The sequence below is a fragment of the Nocardia sp. NPDC051900 genome (assembly GCF_044452545.1).
Taxonomy (GTDB): domain Bacteria; phylum Actinomycetota; class Actinomycetes; order Mycobacteriales; family Mycobacteriaceae; genus Nocardia; species Nocardia sichangensis.
Genome location: NZ_JBITBU010000014.1, coordinates 1 through 19,275 on the forward strand (window position 1 = coordinate 1; position 19,275 = coordinate 19,275).

The 19,275-nt window shown below is 68.3% G+C and carries 17 protein-coding genes, 1 tRNA gene and 1 pseudogene; 8 read left to right on the plus strand and 11 right to left on the minus strand.

Translation table 11 applies throughout. The features are described 5' to 3' along the window. A partial coding sequence (locus tag ACIA5H_RS23365; RefSeq protein WP_397077339.1) for a hypothetical protein occupies nt 1-224 on the plus strand: 224 nt, incomplete at its 5' end. A gap of 174 nt (nt 225-398) precedes the next feature. On the opposite strand, the gene ACIA5H_RS23370 is transcribed toward ACIA5H_RS23365, so the two are convergent. The 7 genes and pseudogenes from ACIA5H_RS23370 to ACIA5H_RS23400 form a co-directional block, all read right to left on the minus strand. After that, nucleotides 399-471 (minus strand) — tRNA-Ala (locus ACIA5H_RS23370). Nucleotides 472-1,121: 650 nt separating this feature from the next. After that, nucleotides 1,122-1,823 carry a DsbA family protein gene (locus ACIA5H_RS23375; protein ID WP_379253383.1) on the minus strand — a complete coding sequence of 234 codons (702 nt, stop codon included), beginning with the start codon at nt 1,821-1,823 and terminating at the stop codon, nt 1,122-1,124. A gap of 929 nt (nt 1,824-2,752) precedes the next feature. Then, nucleotides 2,753-3,932, minus strand: a pseudogene (locus tag ACIA5H_RS23380) (MFS transporter); the annotation flags it as partial. Beyond that, a complete protein-coding gene (pgm, locus tag ACIA5H_RS23385) occupies nt 3,922-5,565 on the minus strand; it encodes a phosphoglucomutase (alpha-D-glucose-1,6-bisphosphate-dependent) (protein ID WP_397077340.1) in 1,644 nt (547 codons plus the stop codon). The pseudogene ACIA5H_RS23380 and the gene pgm, both read right to left, overlap by 11 nt. A 47-nt stretch (nt 5,566-5,612) precedes the next feature. Then, a complete protein-coding gene (locus tag ACIA5H_RS23390; RefSeq protein ID WP_364431692.1) occupies nt 5,613-5,912 on the minus strand; it encodes a hypothetical protein in 300 nt (99 codons plus the stop codon). Further along, complete coding sequence (locus tag ACIA5H_RS23395) at nt 5,909-6,271, minus strand: DUF190 domain-containing protein (RefSeq protein ID WP_355077832.1); 363 nt, start codon at nt 6,269-6,271, stop codon at nt 5,909-5,911. Before ACIA5H_RS23395 ends, ACIA5H_RS23390 begins: the two co-directional genes overlap by 4 nt. A 740-nt stretch (nt 6,272-7,011) precedes the next feature. Beyond that, nucleotides 7,012-8,511, minus strand: coding sequence for an MFS transporter (locus ACIA5H_RS23400; protein WP_379253245.1), 1,500 nt, complete (start codon nt 8,509-8,511; stop codon nt 7,012-7,014). 117 nt (nt 8,512-8,628) lie between these two features. Here ACIA5H_RS23400 and ACIA5H_RS23405 point away from each other — a divergent pair, with 117 nt between their 5' ends. Both ACIA5H_RS23405 and ACIA5H_RS23410 read left to right on the plus strand, forming a co-directional pair. Further along, nucleotides 8,629-9,309 carry a TetR/AcrR family transcriptional regulator gene (locus tag ACIA5H_RS23405; protein WP_355077834.1) on the plus strand — a complete coding sequence of 227 codons (681 nt, stop codon included), beginning with the start codon at nt 8,629-8,631 and terminating at the stop codon, nt 9,307-9,309. Nucleotides 9,310-9,363: 54 nt separating this feature from the next. After that, nucleotides 9,364-10,662: a D-arabinono-1,4-lactone oxidase gene (locus ACIA5H_RS23410; RefSeq protein ID WP_397077341.1), complete on the plus strand. Its 1,299-nt coding sequence runs from the start codon at nt 9,364-9,366 to the stop codon at nt 10,660-10,662. 19 nt (nt 10,663-10,681) lie between these two features. Here the strand turns inward: ACIA5H_RS23410 and ACIA5H_RS23415 are convergent, their stop codons facing one another. Further along, complete coding sequence (locus ACIA5H_RS23415) at nt 10,682-11,437, minus strand: SIR2 family NAD-dependent protein deacylase (RefSeq protein ID WP_397077342.1); 756 nt, start codon at nt 11,435-11,437, stop codon at nt 10,682-10,684. Between the two features lie 107 nt (nt 11,438-11,544). On the opposite strand from ACIA5H_RS23415, the gene ACIA5H_RS23420 reads away from it, so the two are divergent. From ACIA5H_RS23420 to ACIA5H_RS23430, 3 genes are all read left to right on the plus strand, one after another. Continuing rightward, on the plus strand, nt 11,545-12,456 hold the full coding sequence (locus ACIA5H_RS23420) for an oxygenase MpaB family protein (RefSeq protein WP_379253243.1): 912 nt from the start codon (nt 11,545-11,547) through the stop codon (nt 12,454-12,456). A gap of 598 nt (nt 12,457-13,054) precedes the next feature. Next, on the plus strand, nt 13,055-13,468 hold the full coding sequence (locus ACIA5H_RS23425) for an arsenate reductase ArsC (RefSeq protein ID WP_355077838.1): 414 nt from the start codon (nt 13,055-13,057) through the stop codon (nt 13,466-13,468). A 54-nt stretch (nt 13,469-13,522) separates the two neighbouring features. Further along, a complete protein-coding gene (locus ACIA5H_RS23430; protein ID WP_379253242.1) occupies nt 13,523-13,912 on the plus strand; it encodes a VOC family protein in 390 nt (129 codons plus the stop codon). Here the strand turns inward: ACIA5H_RS23430 and ACIA5H_RS23435 are convergent. Together ACIA5H_RS23435 and ACIA5H_RS23440 are read right to left on the minus strand one after the other, a co-directional pair. Beyond that, entirely contained in the window at nt 13,909-14,613 is a 705-nt protein-coding gene (locus ACIA5H_RS23435) for a helix-turn-helix domain-containing protein (RefSeq protein WP_397077343.1), read from the minus strand. The two genes, ACIA5H_RS23430 and ACIA5H_RS23435, sit on opposite strands and share 4 nt — an antisense overlap. A 73-nt stretch (nt 14,614-14,686) precedes the next feature. Beyond that, nucleotides 14,687-15,388, minus strand: a complete 702-nt coding sequence (locus tag ACIA5H_RS23440) for a TetR family transcriptional regulator (protein WP_397077344.1) — start codon at nt 15,386-15,388, stop codon at nt 14,687-14,689. An 85-nt stretch (nt 15,389-15,473) separates the two neighbouring features. Here ACIA5H_RS23440 and ACIA5H_RS23445 point away from each other — a divergent pair, with 85 nt between their 5' ends. Then, complete coding sequence (locus ACIA5H_RS23445) at nt 15,474-16,643, plus strand: FAD-dependent monooxygenase (protein ID WP_379253237.1); 1,170 nt, start codon at nt 15,474-15,476, stop codon at nt 16,641-16,643. 25 nt (nt 16,644-16,668) lie between these two features. Here the strand turns inward: ACIA5H_RS23445 and ACIA5H_RS23450 are convergent, their stop codons facing one another. Further along, nucleotides 16,669-17,163 (minus strand): hypothetical protein, encoded by a 495-nt coding sequence (locus tag ACIA5H_RS23450; protein WP_397077345.1) that lies wholly within the window; start codon nt 17,161-17,163, stop codon nt 16,669-16,671. A 708-nt stretch (nt 17,164-17,871) separates the two neighbouring features. Between ACIA5H_RS23450 and ACIA5H_RS23455 the strand changes: the two genes are divergently transcribed. After that, on the plus strand, nt 17,872-19,266 hold the full coding sequence (locus tag ACIA5H_RS23455) for a phosphatidylglycerol lysyltransferase domain-containing protein (RefSeq protein ID WP_355077844.1): 1,395 nt from the start codon (nt 17,872-17,874) through the stop codon (nt 19,264-19,266). Nucleotides 19,267-19,275 lie beyond the last annotated feature (9 nt).

The following is a 19,275-nucleotide window of genomic DNA, read 5'->3' on the forward strand; positions in this document are numbered from 1 at the left end:
AGGACCCGGATCGATGGCCGGTCGCGGTGTACTCCCGCATGAACCACGAGTGGTCGGTGTATCCGTGCGGAATGGCCGAGTTCCTGCTGAAACTCGTGCGCAATGAGTGGCATCCAGGACCGATCAGCGACACCTCGCTCGAGGGCGTAGTGGACCCGCGTTTCCTGCACGACAAGGACGAGGCAGCCGCATACGAGGCGGGGCTCGATCCCTGGGAGTACTGATCCGCACGACCTGCTCAATCCCGCTCGCAGAACTTCGTGTGGTAGCGATGAATGGCGACAGGGCGGTCCGCAGGTGGCACCCATCAAACACAACCAAAACGGGGGTTTAAGGGGGCCAGGACCAGAAAAACGGGTCAGGCCCGGTCTCAGACCGGGCCTGACCTGCTATTTCTGTGGAGCTAAGGGGACTCGAACCCCTGACCCCCACACTGCCAGTGTGGTGCGCTACCAGCTGCGCCATAGCCCCTGGTTGTTGCGCTCCGGGTGTCCCCGCCGCGCTTGAATGAAGTTACACCAACGGTGTGTCGGCGACCAAATCGCCTCGATTCGGGGGTGACAGGAGGCGGCGGTTGAGGTTAGTATCGAACATGTGTTCGAAGTGATTTCGATCGTGAGGGGTGTGGGGAGGTAGGCGGTTGGACGCTCGGGTTGGGCAGAGCAGATGGGGTTGCTGGTTTGTTCGTTCCCGAGTGTCCAGCGGTCGTCCGGTGCGAGTCGGATGTGCGTGAGGGTGTGGGCGGTTGCAGTGCCGGACAGGGATGTGCCGATCGGTCGGCACGTTCGCGGGTCGGGACGAATGCCGAAACAGCCAGCGGTACAGCCGGTCTCGTAAATGGACATGAAGACATCTCGAGGCGCGGTCCAGGACAGGGGGCCGGATCGCGCTGTCGAGTGCGCGGGCCGGGTGGCGGCAGGTGGAGCCGTTGCCCGGCCCCAGGCCAACTGAAAGCTCGGCGATGGCGATCTCGGGGGCTGGGGATGTCGGGTCGCGCCGTCGAGTGGGCCGGGGCGTCGATTTGGTGGAGTCGGCGTTCCGGCCCTTCCGTTCGCCGCGAGACCGCATCGCCTTGCCGAGTCCGTGGCGGATCGGCGCGGAACAGCGCAGGCGTCTGCTGCTCAACGGGTGAGCGAGACCACCCAGTTCTCGTCGTTGGTGTCGACCTTGGTCGTACCGTCGAAGACCGCGGGTGTGGCCGCGGAGCCACCCAGTGCCGCGCCGAGCGCCGCCGTCTGTGCCATGGCGCTGCTGCGGGCGGACTCGACCTTGGCGCCGGTGGCGATGCATTGCCGCACGGACTCGGCGGCCCCGGCGTCGCCCGCTATAGCGGCGAGTTCCTCGTTGCTCAGGTCGGCGCCGCCTTCGCTGGGGCGCTTGGTAGTGAACAGTTCGGTGTGGAACTTGGAGTAGACCGGGCCCGAACCCGCCTCGGCCACACACTGGTTCGCCGCGACGGCGCGGGTGGAGTAGTCCTTGCTCCGCGAGCGGGCATCGAGGAAGTTCACCAGGCGATAACGGACCGCCAGCGCGCCCTCATCGATCTGCTGCGCGATCTCTTGACCGTAGATGCGCTCCAAGCTGCCGCAGCCGGGGCACAGCGGGTCCTCGAAAATGTCGATGGTCTTCTTCGCGTCCGGGCGGCCGAGCAGGATCGAACCGTTCTGCTCGAGCACCGAGTGCACCGCCTCGTTCCGCACCGAACCGTAGCCGTCGTTGCGGACGGCCGCGTCGTCCCGCCCCCAGCGAATCGCCGCGATGACGATCACCACGATCAACACGAGAGCGACCGCACCGAGCGCATAGGTGGTCGCACTGGACATCGGCCGGGGTGTGTACTTCGAACGCGATTCGCTCACATTGACACTTTGCCGCAACGAACCGTCATCCCCGCCGCCGGGCCACCGATCAGACCTCCGCTGACCACCCGTGCGCGCCGGACCTGGCCAGCGGCAAACGGCACCGCCACGCGTTCGGTTCTGTCCTCGCATGGGCTTCGCACTTCGATCGCTCGACAGCGGATGGAATGCGACCGCCGTCGCCGACCTTGTACCGGCTCGGCAGCGATGGTTCCGGCGGCCGGGCTTCGGTGCTCAGCGGCGCGGCACTCGTCGCGACCCTGCGAGCTTCGTCTACGTCCCGACCGTGGCGGGTTCGCCGATGACATCGGCCGCTGCGTGGGTGAGAGCTGGGCGACCTGCGCGCGACTGCGCTGGTGACCGCATGTCACCGACCGGACGCTCGCCTCCCAGCGCCTGGCGACGCGACGCGGTCCCGCCTCGACAGGCGCTGTGCCGCAGGTGGCGGCTTCAGCGCCTGCGGCGGGTTCGCCGCACCGGCCGCGGACGTTTGCCACGGGACATCGGTCGCCCCAGGGTGCTCGGGTACGGGGCTCCGTCCGAGTCGACGACCGCCGTACCCGGCGCGGTCCGCGACGGTCCGGTATCGGCCGCCGTACCACGACGATCACCGCTCACCACCGACGGAGGGCTCCCCGTTCCATCGGATTCAGCAGCCGTCCCGACGCCATTCGCCGTCGATCGGCGACGACCAGCCACCGCACGGACGTCTTCGACGCCCGCTGCGCGATCACCCGGAAGCTCGGCAGACTCGGCCACCGCCGGCACCGGGCTGTCGGCGACCGGCGCGCCGGACACCTCGTTCAGCGCACGCTCGATACGAGCAGCGCGCCGCTCGGTGTCGTCCGCTCCGCCGGAACGTTCGGACGGGATCTCCGAGGGAACCGAACTTCCCCGCCGCAACGGCTCGGGCACCACAGCCCAGACGAGCGCGGCGACAGCGAGCAAAGCGCCGGTCACACCGAGCGCGAGTTCGTAGGACACCTGCTGCGCCAGGGCGCCCACGGCGACCGGGCCGATGACGGTGCCGAGGTCGGCGGCCATCTGGAAACCGGCGAGCACCGGGCCGCCGCGCGCCTTGGGCCCGATGATGTCGGCGACGGCCGCCTGCTGGGTCGGCGTGAACATGCCGGACCCGAGCCCGGCCAGGAACGAGGTGGCGAGCAGCCACGGGAGGTCGGTCGCCAGGCCGAGCCCCGCCGTTCCCGCTGCACACACCAGCGAGCCGACGATCACGAACGGTTTGCGCCCCCACCGGTCGGACAGCCGCCCCGAGGCGAACAGCACCGTGACGTTCCCCGCGGCGAACACCGTCAACGCGACACCGGCCATACCCGGCGCCTGGTGCAGGACCTCGACGACGAGCAGCGGCACCAACGCCATCCGGACACCGAACACGGCGGCCCCGTTGGCGAAATTCGACAGCAACACCGCCCGGTACTCCGGCCGCGCCAACCCCTCCCGGAAGGACATCATGCGAACACCGCCGACGGGCTCCGGCGCGGCCAGTTCCGAATGCCGCAAGCTCAGGTACACCACCACGCTCACGGCGAGCAACGCGATGGCGTAGATGACGAACGGCCAGCGCAGCCCGAGTCCGGACAACCCGCCACCGACCAGCGGCCCGCTCACCGAGCCGACCAGGAAGCTGGTGGACCACAACCCGGAGACCCGGCCGCGCTGCTCGGGCGGGGAGATGCGGATGACGAGCGCCAGCGACGACACGGTGAACATGGTCGATCCGATGCCGCCGAGCGACCGCAACAGCATGAGCTGCCAATAGCTCTGCGCCAACGCGCTGGCGCCGGTGGACACAGCGACGATCAGCAGCCCGCCGAGATAGACCGAGCGCTCCCCCAGCCGCTGCACCAGCCGTCCGCTGAGCGGCGCGAACAGCAACCGCATCAGCGCGAACGCGGACACGATCGCCGAGGCGGCCGCCACGCCGACGCCGAAGCCGCGCGCGAACTGCGGCAGCACCGGGGCGACCAGACCGAACCCGATGGCGATGACGAACGCGCCACCGACCAGCACCCAGATCTCGGTGGGCAGGGGCTTGGATCTAACGGTCACCGGACAGCGCCTGCCCCACCAATTCCTCCGCGGCCGTCTGCACCTCGGCGAGGTGCTCCGGACCGTGGAACGATTCCGCGTAGATCTTGTACTTGTCCTCGGTGCCGGACGGGCGAGCGGCGAACCACGCGTTCTCGGTGGTCACCTTGAGACCGCCCAGCGGCGCTCCGTTGCCCCGCGCCCTGGTGAGCACGGCGGTGACCGGCTCCCCGGCGACCTCCTTCGTGGTGATCATGTCCGGAGTCAACTTCGCGAGCAGCTCTTTCTGTTCCGCAGTGGCCGGTGCGTCGATCCGCGCGTAGGCGGGGCTGCCGTAGCGGCGTTCGAGTTCGACGTAGCGCGCCGACGGGCTCTGCCCGGTGACCGCGGCGATCTCGCCCGCGAGCAGGGCGAGCAGGATGCCGTCCTTGTCGGTGGTCCAGACCGTGCCGTCCATCCGCAGGAACGACGCTCCCGCGCTCTCCTCGCCGCCGAAGGCCAGGCTGCCGCTGAACAATCCGGGAACGAAGAACTTGAACCCCACGGGCACCTCGTGCACGTCGCGCCCGAGCACGGAGACCACCCGGTCGATCATCGACGACGTCACCGCGGTCTTGCCGATCTTGGTCAGCGCGTCCCACCCCATCCGGTTGGCGACCAGGTATTCGATGGCCACCGCGAGGAAGTGGTTCGGATTCATCAAACCGCCGTCGGGCGTGACGATGCCGTGGCGGTCGGCGTCGGCGTCGTTGCCGGTGGAGATGTCGTAGTCGTCCTTGATCGCGATCAGCGAGGCCATCGCGTAACGGGAGGACGGGTCCATCCGGATCTTGCCGTCGCTGTCGAGCGTCATGAACCGCCAGGTGGGGTCCACGAAGGGATTGACCACTTCGAGCTCGAGGTCGTAGCGCTGGCCGATCTCCTCCCAATAGTCGACGCTGGCGCCGCCCATCGGGTCGGCGCCGAGGCGGATGCCCGCGCCGCGGACCGCGTCCAGGTTCAGCACGTTGGGCAGGTCGTCGATGTAGTGGTCGAGGTAGTCGTAGCGTTCCACGCCGGTGGCCAGCGCGCGCTCCAGCGTGGTGCGCTTGACCCCGGTGAGCCCGTCGCGCAGCAGTTCGTTCGCGCGTGCGGCGATGGCGTCGGTGGCCGTGTTGTCGGCCGGGCCGCCGTGCGGCGGGTTGTATTTGAAGCCGCCGTCGCGGGGCGGGTTGTGCGACGGGGTGACCACGATGCCGTCGGCCTGATGCTTGGCGCCGCCCCGATTGTGGCGCAGCACAGCGTGACTCAGCGCCGGCGTGGGGGTGTAGCGGTCGCGCGCGTCGATCACCGCGGTGACGTCGTTGGCGGCGAGCACCTCCAGCGCTGTGGTCCAGGCGGGCTCGGACAGCGCGTGCGTGTCCCTGGCCAGGTAGACCGGCCCGGTGATGCCGCGGGTGGCGCGATACTCCACGATCGACTGGGTGATCGCGAGGATGTGCGCCTCGTTGAAGGCGCCGTCCAGGCTGGAGCCGCGATGTCCCGATGTGCCGAACGTCACCCGCTGGGCCGGATCGTCCGTATCCGGAACACGGCTGTAGTACGCCGTCACCAGGTGTGCGATGTCTTCCAGATCGGTGGGACGTGCGGCACGCCCGGCTCGATCGTGGGCCATGCTCGGGTCTCCCTTCCGTATCGGCTGCGCCCGGCTCGTCATCAGGATCATGTCCACGACCGCCCGGTCACCGCCGACCCCACGGCCACGTCGTTCATGTCGGCCGCCGGCCGGAACGACTCGCAGCCCTCCATGCTGAACGTGGTCGGCACGGTGCGGAAGCCCGCTTCCGCGGCGGCGAGCGGTCGGTCACCCGCCGGCGCGCCGCTCAGATCGCCGAGCCGCGCCGAACCGACAATGGTAACGGCCGAGGTGCCCGGCGGCATCGGCGAGGCGAAATCCGCTGGTGCCGCGAGGGCTACGGGAGAACCGGCCGGGGCATCGGGCTTGCCGCGGGGTCTGGTCATCGCTCACCTTCCTGCCACTGGTCCACCGGTGCCAATGTGACGTTGACCGAGGTGAACAGTTCGGCGTTCCGCTCGACGAAGGCGCGCAGGCGTTCGAAATCGTCGACCAGCACCAGCATCAGCGGAAGGTGGTCGGCGATATCCAGGATCCGGGTGGTGTGCACATGCGAGGACGCGCCGTATCCCTCGATGCCGCGCCACACGCTGGCGCCCGCCAGGCCGCTGTCCCTGGCCCGGCGCACGATCTCGTGATACAGGGGCGTGTGCCGCCATTTGTCGTCCTCGTCGAGCAGCACGGTGAGCCGTGCCGCGGGCCGCCACCGTCCCGCCGCGGCGGCATCCGCTTGCGAACCACTCATGCCTGCCCCCTTCCGTCGTGCCGTTCCCGTCGATCGCCGAGCCGAACCAGGTACTCACCGTGCCATGCCCGCGCCGGGCTCCGACGCCCCGGCTACGCCACCGCCACCCCCGAGGCGGACGAGCGCGGGAAGTGCCGCGCCCGGTCCGAGGAGTCTACGAACCTCGCGGGTGGGGTGGAGAAGGTGGTGCGACCGCCGGGTGCGCTGATACCGAGAAGGGTGCACAGCAGCCCCTTGGCTACCCACACCGAAGCGGTCGAAATCATCGGGTTTCCGATTGCAAAGCATCCCATGACATCTACCGCGTACGCCGGGTAGAGGACCGCCCACCTCTGCACGAGACCGGATCGAGCACAATGCCGATGGCGTTCAGCAAAGCCCGCCACATCTACTTACCTCGTATTTTGCACGAATAATGGTGATTCGGGAGCGCTTTGCCGTGTGCGGCGGACGAGCACCGCGTGTCGTGCGCGATGCTCGGCGACGCGCTCCGCGATCCGGATCATTGCCGCGGCCCATGGCGGAAGATTCGTCCCCACACCGGAGTAGACCGCCAGGAGTGGCCGATCGGGCAATCGCCGAGCACAGTCCCGCCTCCCCTCCTCGCGATGGCACCGCCGCGCTCGCTGACGAACCCGATCGCCCGGCTCGGACAGCGACGACGGCCGCCGTCCCCGCGACGGAATCGCGGGGACGGCGGCCGCTGTGCCGGAAACCGGATCGGCGGTGCCGCACTCGGTTCAGTGGGCGAGCACCGGCTCTCCCTCGGCGGGCACCGGCGCCGTGCTCGGCATGAGCACCGCGGTGAGGATGCCGCCCACCACGAAGATCGCCGTGGCCCACCAGAAACTGGTGGTGTAGCTCTCGATCGCGGACTGGGCGATGGTGAGCGGGTCCGGGGTGCGGGCGGACAGGTAGTCCGTGGCCGCGGACGCCGCGATGGTGCTCAGCAGCGCGGTGCCGATCGATCCACCGACCTGCTGGCTGGTGTTGATCATGGCCGAGGCCACGCCGGCGTCCTCGTGCTGTACGCCCGAGGTGGCGCCCTGGAAGGCGGTCGACATCGAAGCGCCGAGGCCGAGCCCGAGCAGGATCAGGGCGGGCAGGATGTGGGTGGCGTAGCCGGTGTCCAAACCGATCCGGGTCAGCCACGCCATGCCCGCCGCCGCGATCAGGAAGCCGCCGCTGACCACGACTTTCGGGCCGAGTTTCGGCAGCAACAGCGACGGGCCGGTGGTCGAGGAGGCCACCATGGCGGCGACCATCGGCAGGAACGCCACGCCGGTCATGATCGGCGAGTAGCCCAGGGTCAGCTGCATGTAGTAGGTGAGGAACAGGAAGATCGCGAACATCCCGATGCCCATCACGAAGACCGTCAGGTAGGAGGTGCCGCGCATCGGGTCGAGCACGATCCGCACCGGAAGCAGCGGGTGCGCGACCCGGGTCTCCAACCAGGCGAACACCGCGATCAGCGCCGCACCGCCGAGCAGGAACGCCAGGGTGACGCCGTTGGTCCACCCGTCCGATTCCGCGTGCGAGAACCCGTAGACGATGCCGAACAGGCCCGCGGTGACCACCACCGTGCCGGGGATGTCGAGCTTGGGCCGCTCGGTGCTCGTGTGCTTGGCCAGCAGCAGCACGGCCCCCACCAGGGCGACGGCGGCGAAGGCGAGGTTCACGAACATCACCCAGCGCCACGAGGCCCATTCGGTCAGTGCGCCGCCGAGCAGCAGCCCGATCGCGCCGCCGGTGCCAGCGACGGCGCCGAAGATGCCGAACGCCTTCGCCCGCTCGGACGGTTCGGTGAAGGTCACAGTGAGCAGCGAGAGCGCGGCGGGCGCCAGCAGTGCGCCGAAGACACCCTGTCCGACACGAGCCGCGACGAGCATCTCGAAACTGGCGGCCGCGCCACCGACGGCGGAGGCGACCGCGAAGCCGACCAGACCGATGATGAAGGTGGTGCGCCTGCCGAACAGGTCGCTGAGGCGTCCGCCGAGCAGCAGTAGGCTGCCGAACGCCAGTGCGTAGCCGGTGACCACCCAGGAGCGGTCGCCGTCACTGAAGCCGAGGTCCTGCTGGGCAGCGGGCAGGGCGATGTTCACCACGGTCGCGTCCAGCACCACCATGAGCTGAGCGACGCCGAGGACGGCCAGCACCCACCAGCGCAGGGCGTGCGAGCCGCGCCGCCCACTTCCCGTTCGCTCCGGGGCCGGGGCCCCGCGGTCGATCGCGGTAGTCATGTGTACCCTTTGTCTCGAGCATTGATACGGAGGATGCTCCTCCGCTTACTCGAAGAAGCTATCACGATAACGGAGACAACACCTCCGGTTAATCCCCGATGTTGATAGAATGGCGGTGTGAATCACGCCACGGTCGCCTCTCCACCCCGGCGCCTGCGGGCCGATGCCGCGCGCAATCAGCAGCGGATCATCGCCGCGGCGCGGGAACTGTTCGCCGATCACGGACTCGAGATCACTCTCGATGACGTGGCCGAGCGCGCCGGTGTGGGTGTCGGCACGGTGTACCGCCGCTTCGCGAACAAGAAGGAACTGATCGTCGAAGTCTTCGACCAGAACCTGAACGATTTCGCCGACGCGGCCGACGCCGCCTACCGGCATCCCGATCCCTGGTTCGGACTCGTCGAGTTCTTCGAATACGCGTGTCGGCACATGGCCACGAATCGCGGATTCAGCGAAGTCATGCTGGAACTCGAAGACGACGAGACCGACCGATTCGCGGTCGTACGCGATCGCATCAAGCCGAAGGTGCACGCCATCTGCGCACGCGCCCGCGACGCGGGCGTGCTCGCCGACGGCATCGAGCCCTCGGATTTCTTCGCGCTGGTGCACATGGTCGACGGTCTCGCCGAGTTCGCCAGGCCGGTCAACCCCGATGTCTGGCAGCGGTATATGGCCATCATGTTGAACGGCGTGCGCGGCGACAAGACGCCGCGTCAGCATCTCGTCGTCCCCCCGCTGAGCGACGACGAGGTCGAGCACGCCAAGCAACAGCTGACCTGCAGCTGGCGCAAGAGGTAGCGAAAACGAACCGTAAGTAGCGCGGGTCACACATACTCCCGTAGAGTTGGACACATGACCAATTCGTGGGTGAACTGGGCCGGCGATCAACGCTGCGCACCCGCACTCCTCGCCACGCCGCGCTCCGTCGACGAACTGGCCGGCCTGCTCGCCGACGCCGAAGCCGACGACCGGACCGTGCGCGTCGCGGGCAGCGGGCATTCGTTCACCGACGCCGTCCTGACCGACGGCACCTTGCTGAGCCTGGCGAACCTGAACCGCGTGCTCGACGTCGACCGGGCGAGCGGCCTGGTCCGGGTGGAGGCGGGCATCAGCCTGAACGCCGCAAGCACCGCCCTGCACGAGCACGGCCTCGCCTTCCCGAATCTGGGCGACGTCGACGTGCAGACCGTCGCGGGCGCCATCGCCACCGCTACCCACGGCACCGGCGCGACTTTGCAGAACCTCTCCGCCGCGGTGCATTCGGTGGAACTGATGCAGGCCGACGGAACCCTGGCGGAACTGAACGAGCAGACCGATCCCGACGGTTGGCGCGCGGCGCGCGTCGGCATCGGCGCACTGGGCGTCGTCACCGCTCTGACGCTGCGGATGGCGCCGTCCTTCGTGCTGGAGGGCATCGAGCGACCGATCCCGGTGGAGGACGTGCTCGCCGACCTGGATTCGTTCGTCGACGGCAACGAGCATTTCGAGTTCTACATGTTCGCGCACAGCCCGCTGGCCATGACCAAGCGCAACAACCGCGTGCTCCTGCCCGAACAGCCGCGCCCCAGAGCGGTGGACTGGTTCACCGACATCTTGTTGTCCAACTACCTGTTCGACGCGCTGTGCGGCCTGAGCCGCAGGCAGCCGCGCCTGCTCCCGTTGATCCAGCGCAGCGCCGCCTACGCGGGCAGCTACCGGCGTCAGGTGGACCGCTCCTACCGGGTGTTCGCGTCGCCGCGCCTGATCCGCTTCACCGAGATGGAGTACGCGATCCCGCGCGAGCACTCCGTCGACGCGATCCGCGAGATCAAGGAACTGTCCACTCGATTCGACACCCCGATGCCCATCGAGGTGCGGTGGGTCGCGCCCGACGACGCGTTCCTGTCCCCGGCGGCAGGCCGCGACACCTGCTACATCGCGGTACACCAGTACCGGGGCATGGACTTCGAGCCATACTTCCGCGCCTGCGAAGCGGTTTTCGACCGCTTCCACGGCCGCCCGCACTGGGGTAAACGCCACTTCCAGACCGCCGCGACGCTGCGCGGCCGCTATCCCGACTGGGATCGGTTCGCCGAGGTGCGCCGCCGCTTCGACCCGAAAGGGCGTTTCGCCAATCCCTACCTCGACCGGGTACTCGGCCCGGTCGGCTGAACCCGGCGCACCGCAGGCTTCACTCCGGTCGATCGGCGAGGAGCTCCGCGACCAGACGGGGCACGGCCGTGCCGATGGGCTCGCGGATGATCTCGGTGGCCATGGCGTCGTACGGCGTCGGCTCGGCGTTCACGATCACCAGGTCCGCGCCGCTGCGCACGGCGATGGAGCACATCGACGCGGCGGGCTCGACCTGCAACGACGATCCGATGGCCAGGAAGATGTCGCTCGTCTCCGCGGTGAGCGCGGCCTTGGTCATGGTGCGGCGGTCCATCTGCTGGCCGAACATCACGGTGGCGGACTTGAGGATGCCACCGCAGTCCGGACACGGCGGGTCGGATTCTCCCGCGGCCACTCGCTCCAAGGTGGCGGACATCGAGGTCTGGTAATCGCATTCGATGCAGACCACCTCGAACATGTTGCCGTGGATCTCGATCACCCGATCCGGCGATGACCCCGCCCGCTGATGGAGGCGATCGATGTTCTGGGTGATGATGGTGACCGCTCGCCCGGCCCGCTCCAAGTCGGCGAGCGCGTTGTGCGCGGCGTTCGGGACGGCCTGCCAAGCCGGATTGTCCCGCCGCGCGAGCCAGGCGCGTTCCCGCAAGCCTCCGTCGGCCACGTAGTTCTGATAGGTCGACAGCAATTCGGCGATCGGATCCTTCGTCCACACCCCGCGCGGGCCGCGGAAATCGGGGATGCCGGAATCGGTGGAGATGCCCGCGCCCGTGAGTACTCCGATCCGGCCGGTACGACTGCGCCACTCGGTCGTCATATCTGCACAGCCTAGGGGCAGCGACAAGATCGGACACGGATAGACGATGAGAGAATGTTAGGGTTATCATCTCATTGTATGAGTTCGGCCGATCAAGGGAGATCACGATGACCGCGTCCGTCGCACGCGAATCCACCGGCGCGCGCACGCTGCCGCCCCGCCGCCCGATCGAACCGGGAACCCGCATGTGGGAACAGACCGGTCTGATCACGTTCTCCCTCACCGCGGGCTCGGCCTTCCTGTTGCAAACGATGGAACCGACCATCTCCGCGGTGGTGGACGAGTACTCCACCTTCCGCACCGATCCGATGGGACGTGCCACGCGCAGCCTGGCTTCGGTGATGATGTGGGTCTACGGCGGCGACGAGGCGCTCGCCGAGGCCGACCGCCTGCGGGAGCTGCACGCGTCACTGAACACCACCGACGCCAACGGCGTGCGCCACACCGCGCTGTCCAGCGCCCCGTGGGCCTGGGTGCTGCACACCGGGACGTTCGCCTTCACCGAAAGCGCCAAGTACTTCGCCAAGCGCCCGCTCACCGCGGCGGACAAGGAAGCGTACTTCCAGGAGACGCTGCAGCTGTTGCGCAATTTCTCGGTGGCGCCCAAGGAGATCCCGGCGAACTACACCGAATTCGAGAAGTTCTTCGACGACACCGTCGCGAACCATCTGGTCGCCACCGACACCGCGCGCGATTACCTGCGGGTGATCCGCTCCGTCGCGCCGCCGAAGCAACTGCCGCGCGTGCTGCGTCCGGCCTGGAAAGCGGCGGTCGCGCCGATCGGCTGGCTGCAGTACTTCGTGACGGTCGGCACCACGCCCGAGGTGGCGCGCCAGAAACTCGGCCTGACCTGGACCGCGGCCGACGAGCGCAAGCTCCGGGTGCTCGGCCGGCTGATCGCGCGACTGGTGCCACTGCTGCCGGAGCGGTTGCGTTACTTCCCGATCGCCTATGAAGCCCGCCGCCTCGAGCGCGATCGTCAGCGGCTGCGCAAGATGATCGACCTGCGTCCGATCTGATCCGCCTTCGGGAATAATCCCTTCCGGTGGACATGGGCGGCGGGCGAGACGATTCGATCCCGCCGCCATGACATTCCGCTGATTCGCGCGTGTACCCCGGTCGACCTCGCATCGACCGGGGTACACGTATCGGCGGTGCAAGAGACCGAAGCGCGTTCGGCGATATGATATCGCGCGTTGCGTAGTGATCCGCATGACAGCGGCTACCGGGTGATGCCCGCACGTCCTGAGCCTGTGCGCTTGCCGGATCGAAACGCGTGTCGTCCCGCGCTGCCGAAACCCTGCGAACCGCAACGTCTCTGGATGCCGCGGCCTTCCTCGTGCCTTCCGGTGCGCCCCTTCGGGCGAACACTCCCGCGTTACCGTCCAGTCCCCTCCGGCATGCGAGTACCGCGGCGGGGGCGCGATCTCGGATTCGGGCTCTGACCTGCGATCGCCGTACGCGCGCGCACGCGAAGGCACGGCGCGCCGTAACGATTCACGGCTCGCTGGTATACGTATCTCATACGCTCCGAAAGCGTTTCGGCTGACCCAGCCGGGCGGCCGGTCCGCCAGCCAGCACACTTATGCTCCACCTTGCACATCGAAAGGCGTTCCCATGTCCCACAAGCCCAGTGTGCTGTTCGTCTGCGAACACAACGCGGGCCGTTCGCAAATGGCCGCCGGGTTCCTCACCGCCCTCGCGGGCGACCGGTTCGATGTGCGGTCGGCGGGCAGCGCACCGGCCGACACCCTGAACGCCACGGTGGTGGACGCCATGGCCGAGATCGGCATCGATATCTCAGGACACACCCCGAAGCCGCTCACGATGGACGCGATCGGCATCTCCGACGTGGTGGTCACCATGGGCGCGGGCGACGCCTGCCCGTTCTTCCCCGGCATCAGCTACCGCGACTGGATGCTGCCGGATCCCGCCGACCAGACCATCGATGTGGTGCGCACGATCCGCGACCACATTCGCATCCTGGTGGAGAATCTCATCGCCGAACTGGTCCCCGCACCGGCGCGGTAGGCGCTGTCCGATTCGTTCAAGACGCGCCCCCGCGGCACTGCCTACGCTGCCTGCATGACACCACAACTGGACGTGATCGGCATCGTCGTCCGCGATATGGCCGCCGCGGTGACCTTCTACCGCCGCCTCGGTCTCGACTTCCCGGACGGCTCGGAACACGAAGGGCATGCCGAGGCGGCTCTGCCCAACGGTCTGCGGCTCACGCTGGACACCGAAACCGTCATCCGCTCCTTCCATGCCGACTGGACGCCGTCGACCGGAGCGGGCCGTCTCGGAATCGCCTTTCGCTGCGCCGATCCCGCTGAAGTCGACGCCGTCTACGCCGAACTCGTGGACGCCGGATACCACGGCGAACTGAAGCCGTGGGACGCCTTCTGGGGGCAGCGCTACGCGGTGGTGCAGGACCCGGACGGCAACGGCGTCGACCTGTACGCCGCTCTCTAGGACTGGGCGAGGAGCCTTCCCAGCGGGATCCCGGCCAGCGCGCGCACCTCGCGCGACAGGTGCGCCTGGTCGGCGAAACCGGCCCGCGTCGCGGTTTCGGCGAGCGGTACGCCCTGGCGTGCCGTGCCCAGCGCACGTTGCAAGCGCAGCACCCGCGCAAGGGTTTTCGGGCCGTAGCCGAAGGCATCCAGGCAGCGGCGGCGCAGAGTCCGCTCGCCGAGCCCGGCCGCGTCGGCGACCGCCGCGACCGGCCACCCGGCGTCGAGCGCGCCGACCAGCTTCCGCAGGAGCGGATCTGCCGGTTCGACCTCGGCCGCGCGCCAGCGCACGATGTGTTCCAGCGCTGCCGCCTGATCTCCGGCACCCGCGATCCGGTCGACCAGCGGCCGGACCATCGCCGACGGCCACAGCTGAGCCAGATCGACTCGCCGGTCACGCAACTCGCACGCCGGGACGCCGAGCAACGCGGGCGCGGTTCCCGGGAAGAACCGGACGCCGACATACCGATCGCCGGACGTTCCACCGGGAGGGTGGGCACGGGTGTCCGGTCCCGCGACGACCAATCGGCCGTTCATCCAGATCAGATCCATGCAGCCGTCGGGCAGCACCGGCAGCGCGGAGCCACTGCCGTCGACGGTCTTGGTCCACAACACGGCGCCCGCGTACCGCGACGGCCGCTCGCGGTAGGCGGCATCGTCCATGCCGCCGACGCTACTCCGGGCCTCCGACGAACACGAGCGACTTGTCTCGAAAATATCGTCTCAATAAGACTCGTTATTTGAGATATCGGTACAGCGTCGCCCGGGAGACACCCAACTCCCGGGCGATGTCCGGGACGCTGCGGCGCTCCGTGTCACGCATCCGCCGGGCGAGTTCGATCCGCTCCTCGGTCATCGCCGCCGGCCTTCCCCTGGACGCCGACGCGGGCGGCGTCCGGTCCGCGGGCGCCAACAGCAGGCGCACTCCTTCCAGCACCTCAGCACGCAACTGTTCGACCGGAGCCTCGGCGTACAGCACCACCGGGTCACTGAGCCCCGCCACCGCCTGGGTGGCCCGAACGCGCTGCGCGAACGTGGCGTCCGGGCCCGCCACCAGGATGTTCGCCTGCATCATGGTCTTGCTGAACCGCTCGAAAATGGTTCCCGGAGCGGCCAATGCCAGGTCTCGGACATTGAGCCGGAGCAGGTAGCGATGCGTGAGGAACACGTCGAGCAACCCTTCGATCACGCGACGTTGCGCCTCGCACGGATCGGGATCGGCCGCCTCGGCGACGACCCGTTCCATGGTGACGAGCAACGGTTCGGCCAAACCGGCGAGGATGTCGTACTTGCTCGGGTAGTGGTACAGCACGCCCGCCTTGGAGATGCCCAGCTGCTCGGCGATCGCGCGCACCGAAGTGCGGTGGTAACCATGCGTTCCGAACAGGTCCATGGCCACCTCGAGGATGCGCGCGCGGGTGGTCGTCTCGTCGCTCACGGTGCAGATCCTACCCGTTGACTGACCGATGGTCAGTGTCCTACATTCATGACTGACCAACGGTCAGTCGATGAAGGAGGCACTCATGGCCCACGAACCCCGCATTCTCATCTCCGGCGCGAGCATCGCCGGACCGACGCTCGCGTACTGGCTGGTGCGCAACGGCTTCCGGCCCACGGTGGTCGAGCGCAGCCCCGCACTGCGCCCGGGCGGCAACGGCGTCGACATCCGCGCCAATTCGGTGCGGATCGCGGAGCGCATGGGCGTGCTGCCGCGGCTGCGCGAACGAGCCACCGACATCCGCGAGCTGACCTTCGTCGACGCCGCCGACCGCCGCGTCGCGGGCATGAGCACCAGCACCTTCAACGGGGACGGCGACCTCGAGATCATGCGCGGCGACCTGGCCCAGGTGCTGCACGACGCGACCGCCGACGACGTCGAGTTCACCTTCGGCGATTCGATCGCCGCGATCGACCAGCACGAAGGCGGCGTCGAGGTGACCTTCGACAGCGGCAAGCAGGCCGAATTCGACTTGGTTCTCGGCGCCGACGGATTGCATTCGCGGACAAGGAATCTCGCCGTGACACCCGAGGCGGACGCGCTGCACCACCTCGGTGTGTACTTCGCCACCGCGCGTATCGACACCGAGCTCGGACGTCCGCACTCGGTGACGCTCTACAACACGCCGGGGAAGGTGGCCGGCGTCTACCGCTCGGGGGCCCACGACACCGCGACGGCGTTCTTCGCCTTCCGCGAGCACCGCGTGCTCGAGGTCGACCACCGCGACCAGGATGCCCAGAAAGCCCTGCTGCGCGAGTATTTCGACGACCAGGCCTGGCAGGTGCCCACCCTGCTCGACCAGGCCGCCGCCGACGACGGCTTCTATTTCGACGCGGTGAGCCAGGTCCGCATACCGGCCTGGTCGAAGGGGCGGGTCGCGCTGGTCGGCGACGCCGGTTACTGCGCGACGCTGCTGTCGGGCGCGGGCGCGGCGCTGGCCATCGAGGGCGCGCACCTGCTCGCGACCGAGCTGGCCGCAGCGGGCGGTGACCATCGAATCGCCTTCCGCCGCTATGAGCAAGCCCTGCGTCCGACCGTGCTGCGGGCACAGCGTTCGGTGCGGGCGAGCAGTTCCATGCTGATTCCGGCCACCGGCGGCCGCATCTGGTTGCGCAACCAACTGACTCGCCTGATGGTGTTGCAGTCCCTCGCGTCTCGCGTCTACCGGCCGGTCGAGGTGCGCGCCGCCGCCTGAACAGCCGGGCACCGCGCCGGTGGGATCAGCGCTGCGGCGGCGCGATCGGGACGATCTCGCGCGGCACGACGCGCAGATACGGATCACGATGAGCGGCAGCGATCTTCGACTCCGCGTCCCGGCAACCCACGGTGACGTCGCTGTTCGGGGCGGAGGAGAACGTCCACACCGTCACCCATTCCGTCCCGCCGAACGTCTCGGTCTTCTTCGCGTCCGACGAGCGCAGATCTTCATTCCGGCCGGAACTATCGGTGACTGTGCAGCGAATACCGCCGACGGCTTGCCCCCAAGCGGCGGGAGCCCGAATATCGAGCACCGCATCGGCGGGCACCGGAACTTTCTTTACTTCACCCAGCAATATCCGGAGCCCGCCGTCCGCCGCCTCGTCGTCGCGCGCTCCGGCCGTCGTGGCCGGAGCGCTCGAGGCGGCACCGACGGTGGTCGAGGTCGCCGCCGCCCCCTCCGAAGGATCGTCGGAACACCCGGACGCAGCAGCGACTACCAGCGCGGCAATCGCCATCCAGCTCAGTTTCACAGTCGGACCTCTCGTCGCGCCCACTCCTCAGGCGGTTGGTTCGGATCAGCCAGGCACTGAGCATGACAACGGGACAGCGGAAAATCGCGGATACACGCCGAGGAATCGGCAACTGGACCGCAATCGCCCGAATCAGTCCTAAGGGGAAAGAAATAGGGTTGAATTGTCGATTTGCTTCGATCTTGCTCCGCGCACATTCGGGCAATCGGTCTGCAGCCGAGGGTTCTCCCATGTCGTCGCGCGGGCCGCACATCGCCCGGCCGGCATCGCACCGGTTGTCCGCCGAAATCCGACCTCGGAGCCCCGATGATTTCGCCCGTGACGTCGGCGGCGACCTTCGGCGATCGGATCGCGGCCCGCCCGGACAGCCCGCGCCACCACGCGGCGGGCATCACGGCGGAACTGCTGGTCGCTCGCGCCGATCAGGACGGGTCCATGCCACCCGATCAGATGCGCGACTGGAAGCGGCCCTGGCGAAGGAATAAAACGGGATTCATCCGATGTTTGCCCCTGGGGCGGCACGTGCCCTGCGTCCGGCCCGGTTCGTGCCTCCGGGCTACCCGACGGTTTCGGAAAGGCATTTCCCCTGGAGTGTCGGGTGCGCATAGTGTGTTCGGTAGGCGATCATCTGGAGGGCCACCATGGCGAAACTGTCGTGGGTAGCGAAGCGCGCGGGCAGAGCGGAGCCCGCTCGTGCCTGACGGTCAGGGAACCTCCAGCTCGCGCACACTGCGCGCCACCACCCTCAGCGGCTACCGGGAAGCCGCTTTCACCACCACGCCCGCCGCGCGCGCCACGCTGATCACCCTGGCGCTGCTGATCGCGGTGATCCTGGCCTACGAGGCCAACGCCACCTCGAACGAGACCGTCGACCACGGCTGGTTCGTCGCACTCGCGCTGTCCGGCGTCTTCGTCGCGCGAGGGCTGCACCTGCGCAGGCCGATCACGCTTCCACACCTCACCGCCGCGGTGCTGGTGCTGGCCGTCGCGCATCTGGCCTACCGCGCCGAGCATCCCGGCGCCGGGTTCGTGCTGCTGGCCGCCACCGGCTTCGTTCTGGTGCTGCCGATAGCCAGCAAACCGCAGCCCGACCAGCTGTACCGGGTGGCCGAACTGGTCGGCCGCACCGAGGGCGATGCGCTGGCGCCGTTCGCCTTGCACTCGTCGAAGACCTACTTCTTCAACGCGTCGTCGACCGCCGCGATCGGCTATCGCGCTCGCTTCGGCATCGCCGCCGTGGCGGGCGACCCGATCGGTGATCGCGCGGCCTTCCCCGAACTGGTCGCCGCGTTCTCCGACTTCGCGGTCAACCAGGGCTGGCGCGTCGCCGTGCTGGGCGCGAGCCCGGAACTAGCGGACCTGTGGCAGGTGTGGGCGCTGGAGCATCGCGGGCTGCACGCGGTACCGATCGGCCGCGACGTGGTGCTCGATGTGGACGAGTTCGACCTCGTCGGCCGCAAGTTCCGCAACCTGCGCCAAGCCGTGAGCCGGACCAAGAATTTCGGCGTCACCACCGAGGTGGTGTACGAGTCGGCCCTCACCGAACAACGACGCGAGGAACTGCTGGCCATCGTCGACGAATGGCGGCGCGGCAGGCAGACCCGTGGCTTCTCGATGATCCTGGACCACCTGCTCGACGGACGGAATCCCAACATGCTGGTGGTCATCGCCAGCGACGCCGACGGCAATCCCGTTGGCTTCCAGCGCTACGGCATCTCGGACCGGGGCAGGGAACTGAGCCTCGACGTGCCGTGGCGGCGCAAGGACGCACCCAACGGCCTGGACGAACGCATGATCGTCGATCTGGTCGACTACGCCGCCGCGCACGATATCCACCGTATCTCGCTGGCTTTCGCCCCCTTCCCGGAACTGTTCGCCGAGAAGGACAAATCGCGCACGGCCACGCTGCTCTACGTGCTGGTGCACCTCGCCGATCCACTGATCCGGCTGGAATCGCTCTACCGCTTCCTGCGGAAATTCCACGCGCTGTCGGATCAGCGCTACGCCTTGATCCGCTGGCGCGAAGTGGTCATCGCCGCCGCCGCCCTGCTCACCCTGGAGTTCGCCCCGCACCGCCGCGAGTACTGAGCGGCACGG

Bases quoted from the DNA above. Each gene is read 5' to 3' on its own strand.
- ACIA5H_RS23375 (WP_379253383.1), bottom strand. From the start codon at position 1,823: ATGTCCAGTGCGACCACCTATGCGCTCGGTGCGGTCGCTCTCGTGTTG.
- pgm (WP_397077340.1), bottom strand. From the start codon at position 5,565: ATGGCCCACGATCGAGCCGGGCGTGCCGCACGTCCCACCGATCTGGAA.
- ACIA5H_RS23390 (WP_364431692.1), bottom strand. From the start codon at position 5,912: ATGACCAGACCCCGCGGCAAGCCCGATGCCCCGGCCGGTTCTCCCGTA.
- ACIA5H_RS23395 (WP_355077832.1), bottom strand. From the start codon at position 6,271: ATGAGTGGTTCGCAAGCGGATGCCGCCGCGGCGGGACGGTGGCGGCCC.
- ACIA5H_RS23400 (WP_379253245.1), bottom strand. From the start codon at position 8,511: ATGACTACCGCGATCGACCGCGGGGCCCCGGCCCCGGAGCGAACGGGA.
- ACIA5H_RS23410 (WP_397077341.1), top strand. From the start codon at position 9,364: ATGACCAATTCGTGGGTGAACTGGGCCGGCGATCAACGCTGCGCACCC.
- ACIA5H_RS23415 (WP_397077342.1), bottom strand. From the start codon at position 11,437: ATGACGACCGAGTGGCGCAGTCGTACCGGCCGGATCGGAGTACTCACG.
- ACIA5H_RS23420 (WP_379253243.1), top strand. From the start codon at position 11,545: ATGACCGCGTCCGTCGCACGCGAATCCACCGGCGCGCGCACGCTGCCG.
- ACIA5H_RS23425 (WP_355077838.1), top strand. From the start codon at position 13,055: ATGTCCCACAAGCCCAGTGTGCTGTTCGTCTGCGAACACAACGCGGGC.
- ACIA5H_RS23430 (WP_379253242.1), top strand. From the start codon at position 13,523: ATGACACCACAACTGGACGTGATCGGCATCGTCGTCCGCGATATGGCC.
- ACIA5H_RS23435 (WP_397077343.1), bottom strand. From the start codon at position 14,613: ATGGACGATGCCGCCTACCGCGAGCGGCCGTCGCGGTACGCGGGCGCC.
- ACIA5H_RS23445 (WP_379253237.1), top strand. From the start codon at position 15,474: ATGGCCCACGAACCCCGCATTCTCATCTCCGGCGCGAGCATCGCCGGA.
- ACIA5H_RS23450 (WP_397077345.1), bottom strand. From the start codon at position 17,163: ATGGCGATTGCCGCGCTGGTAGTCGCTGCTGCGTCCGGGTGTTCCGAC.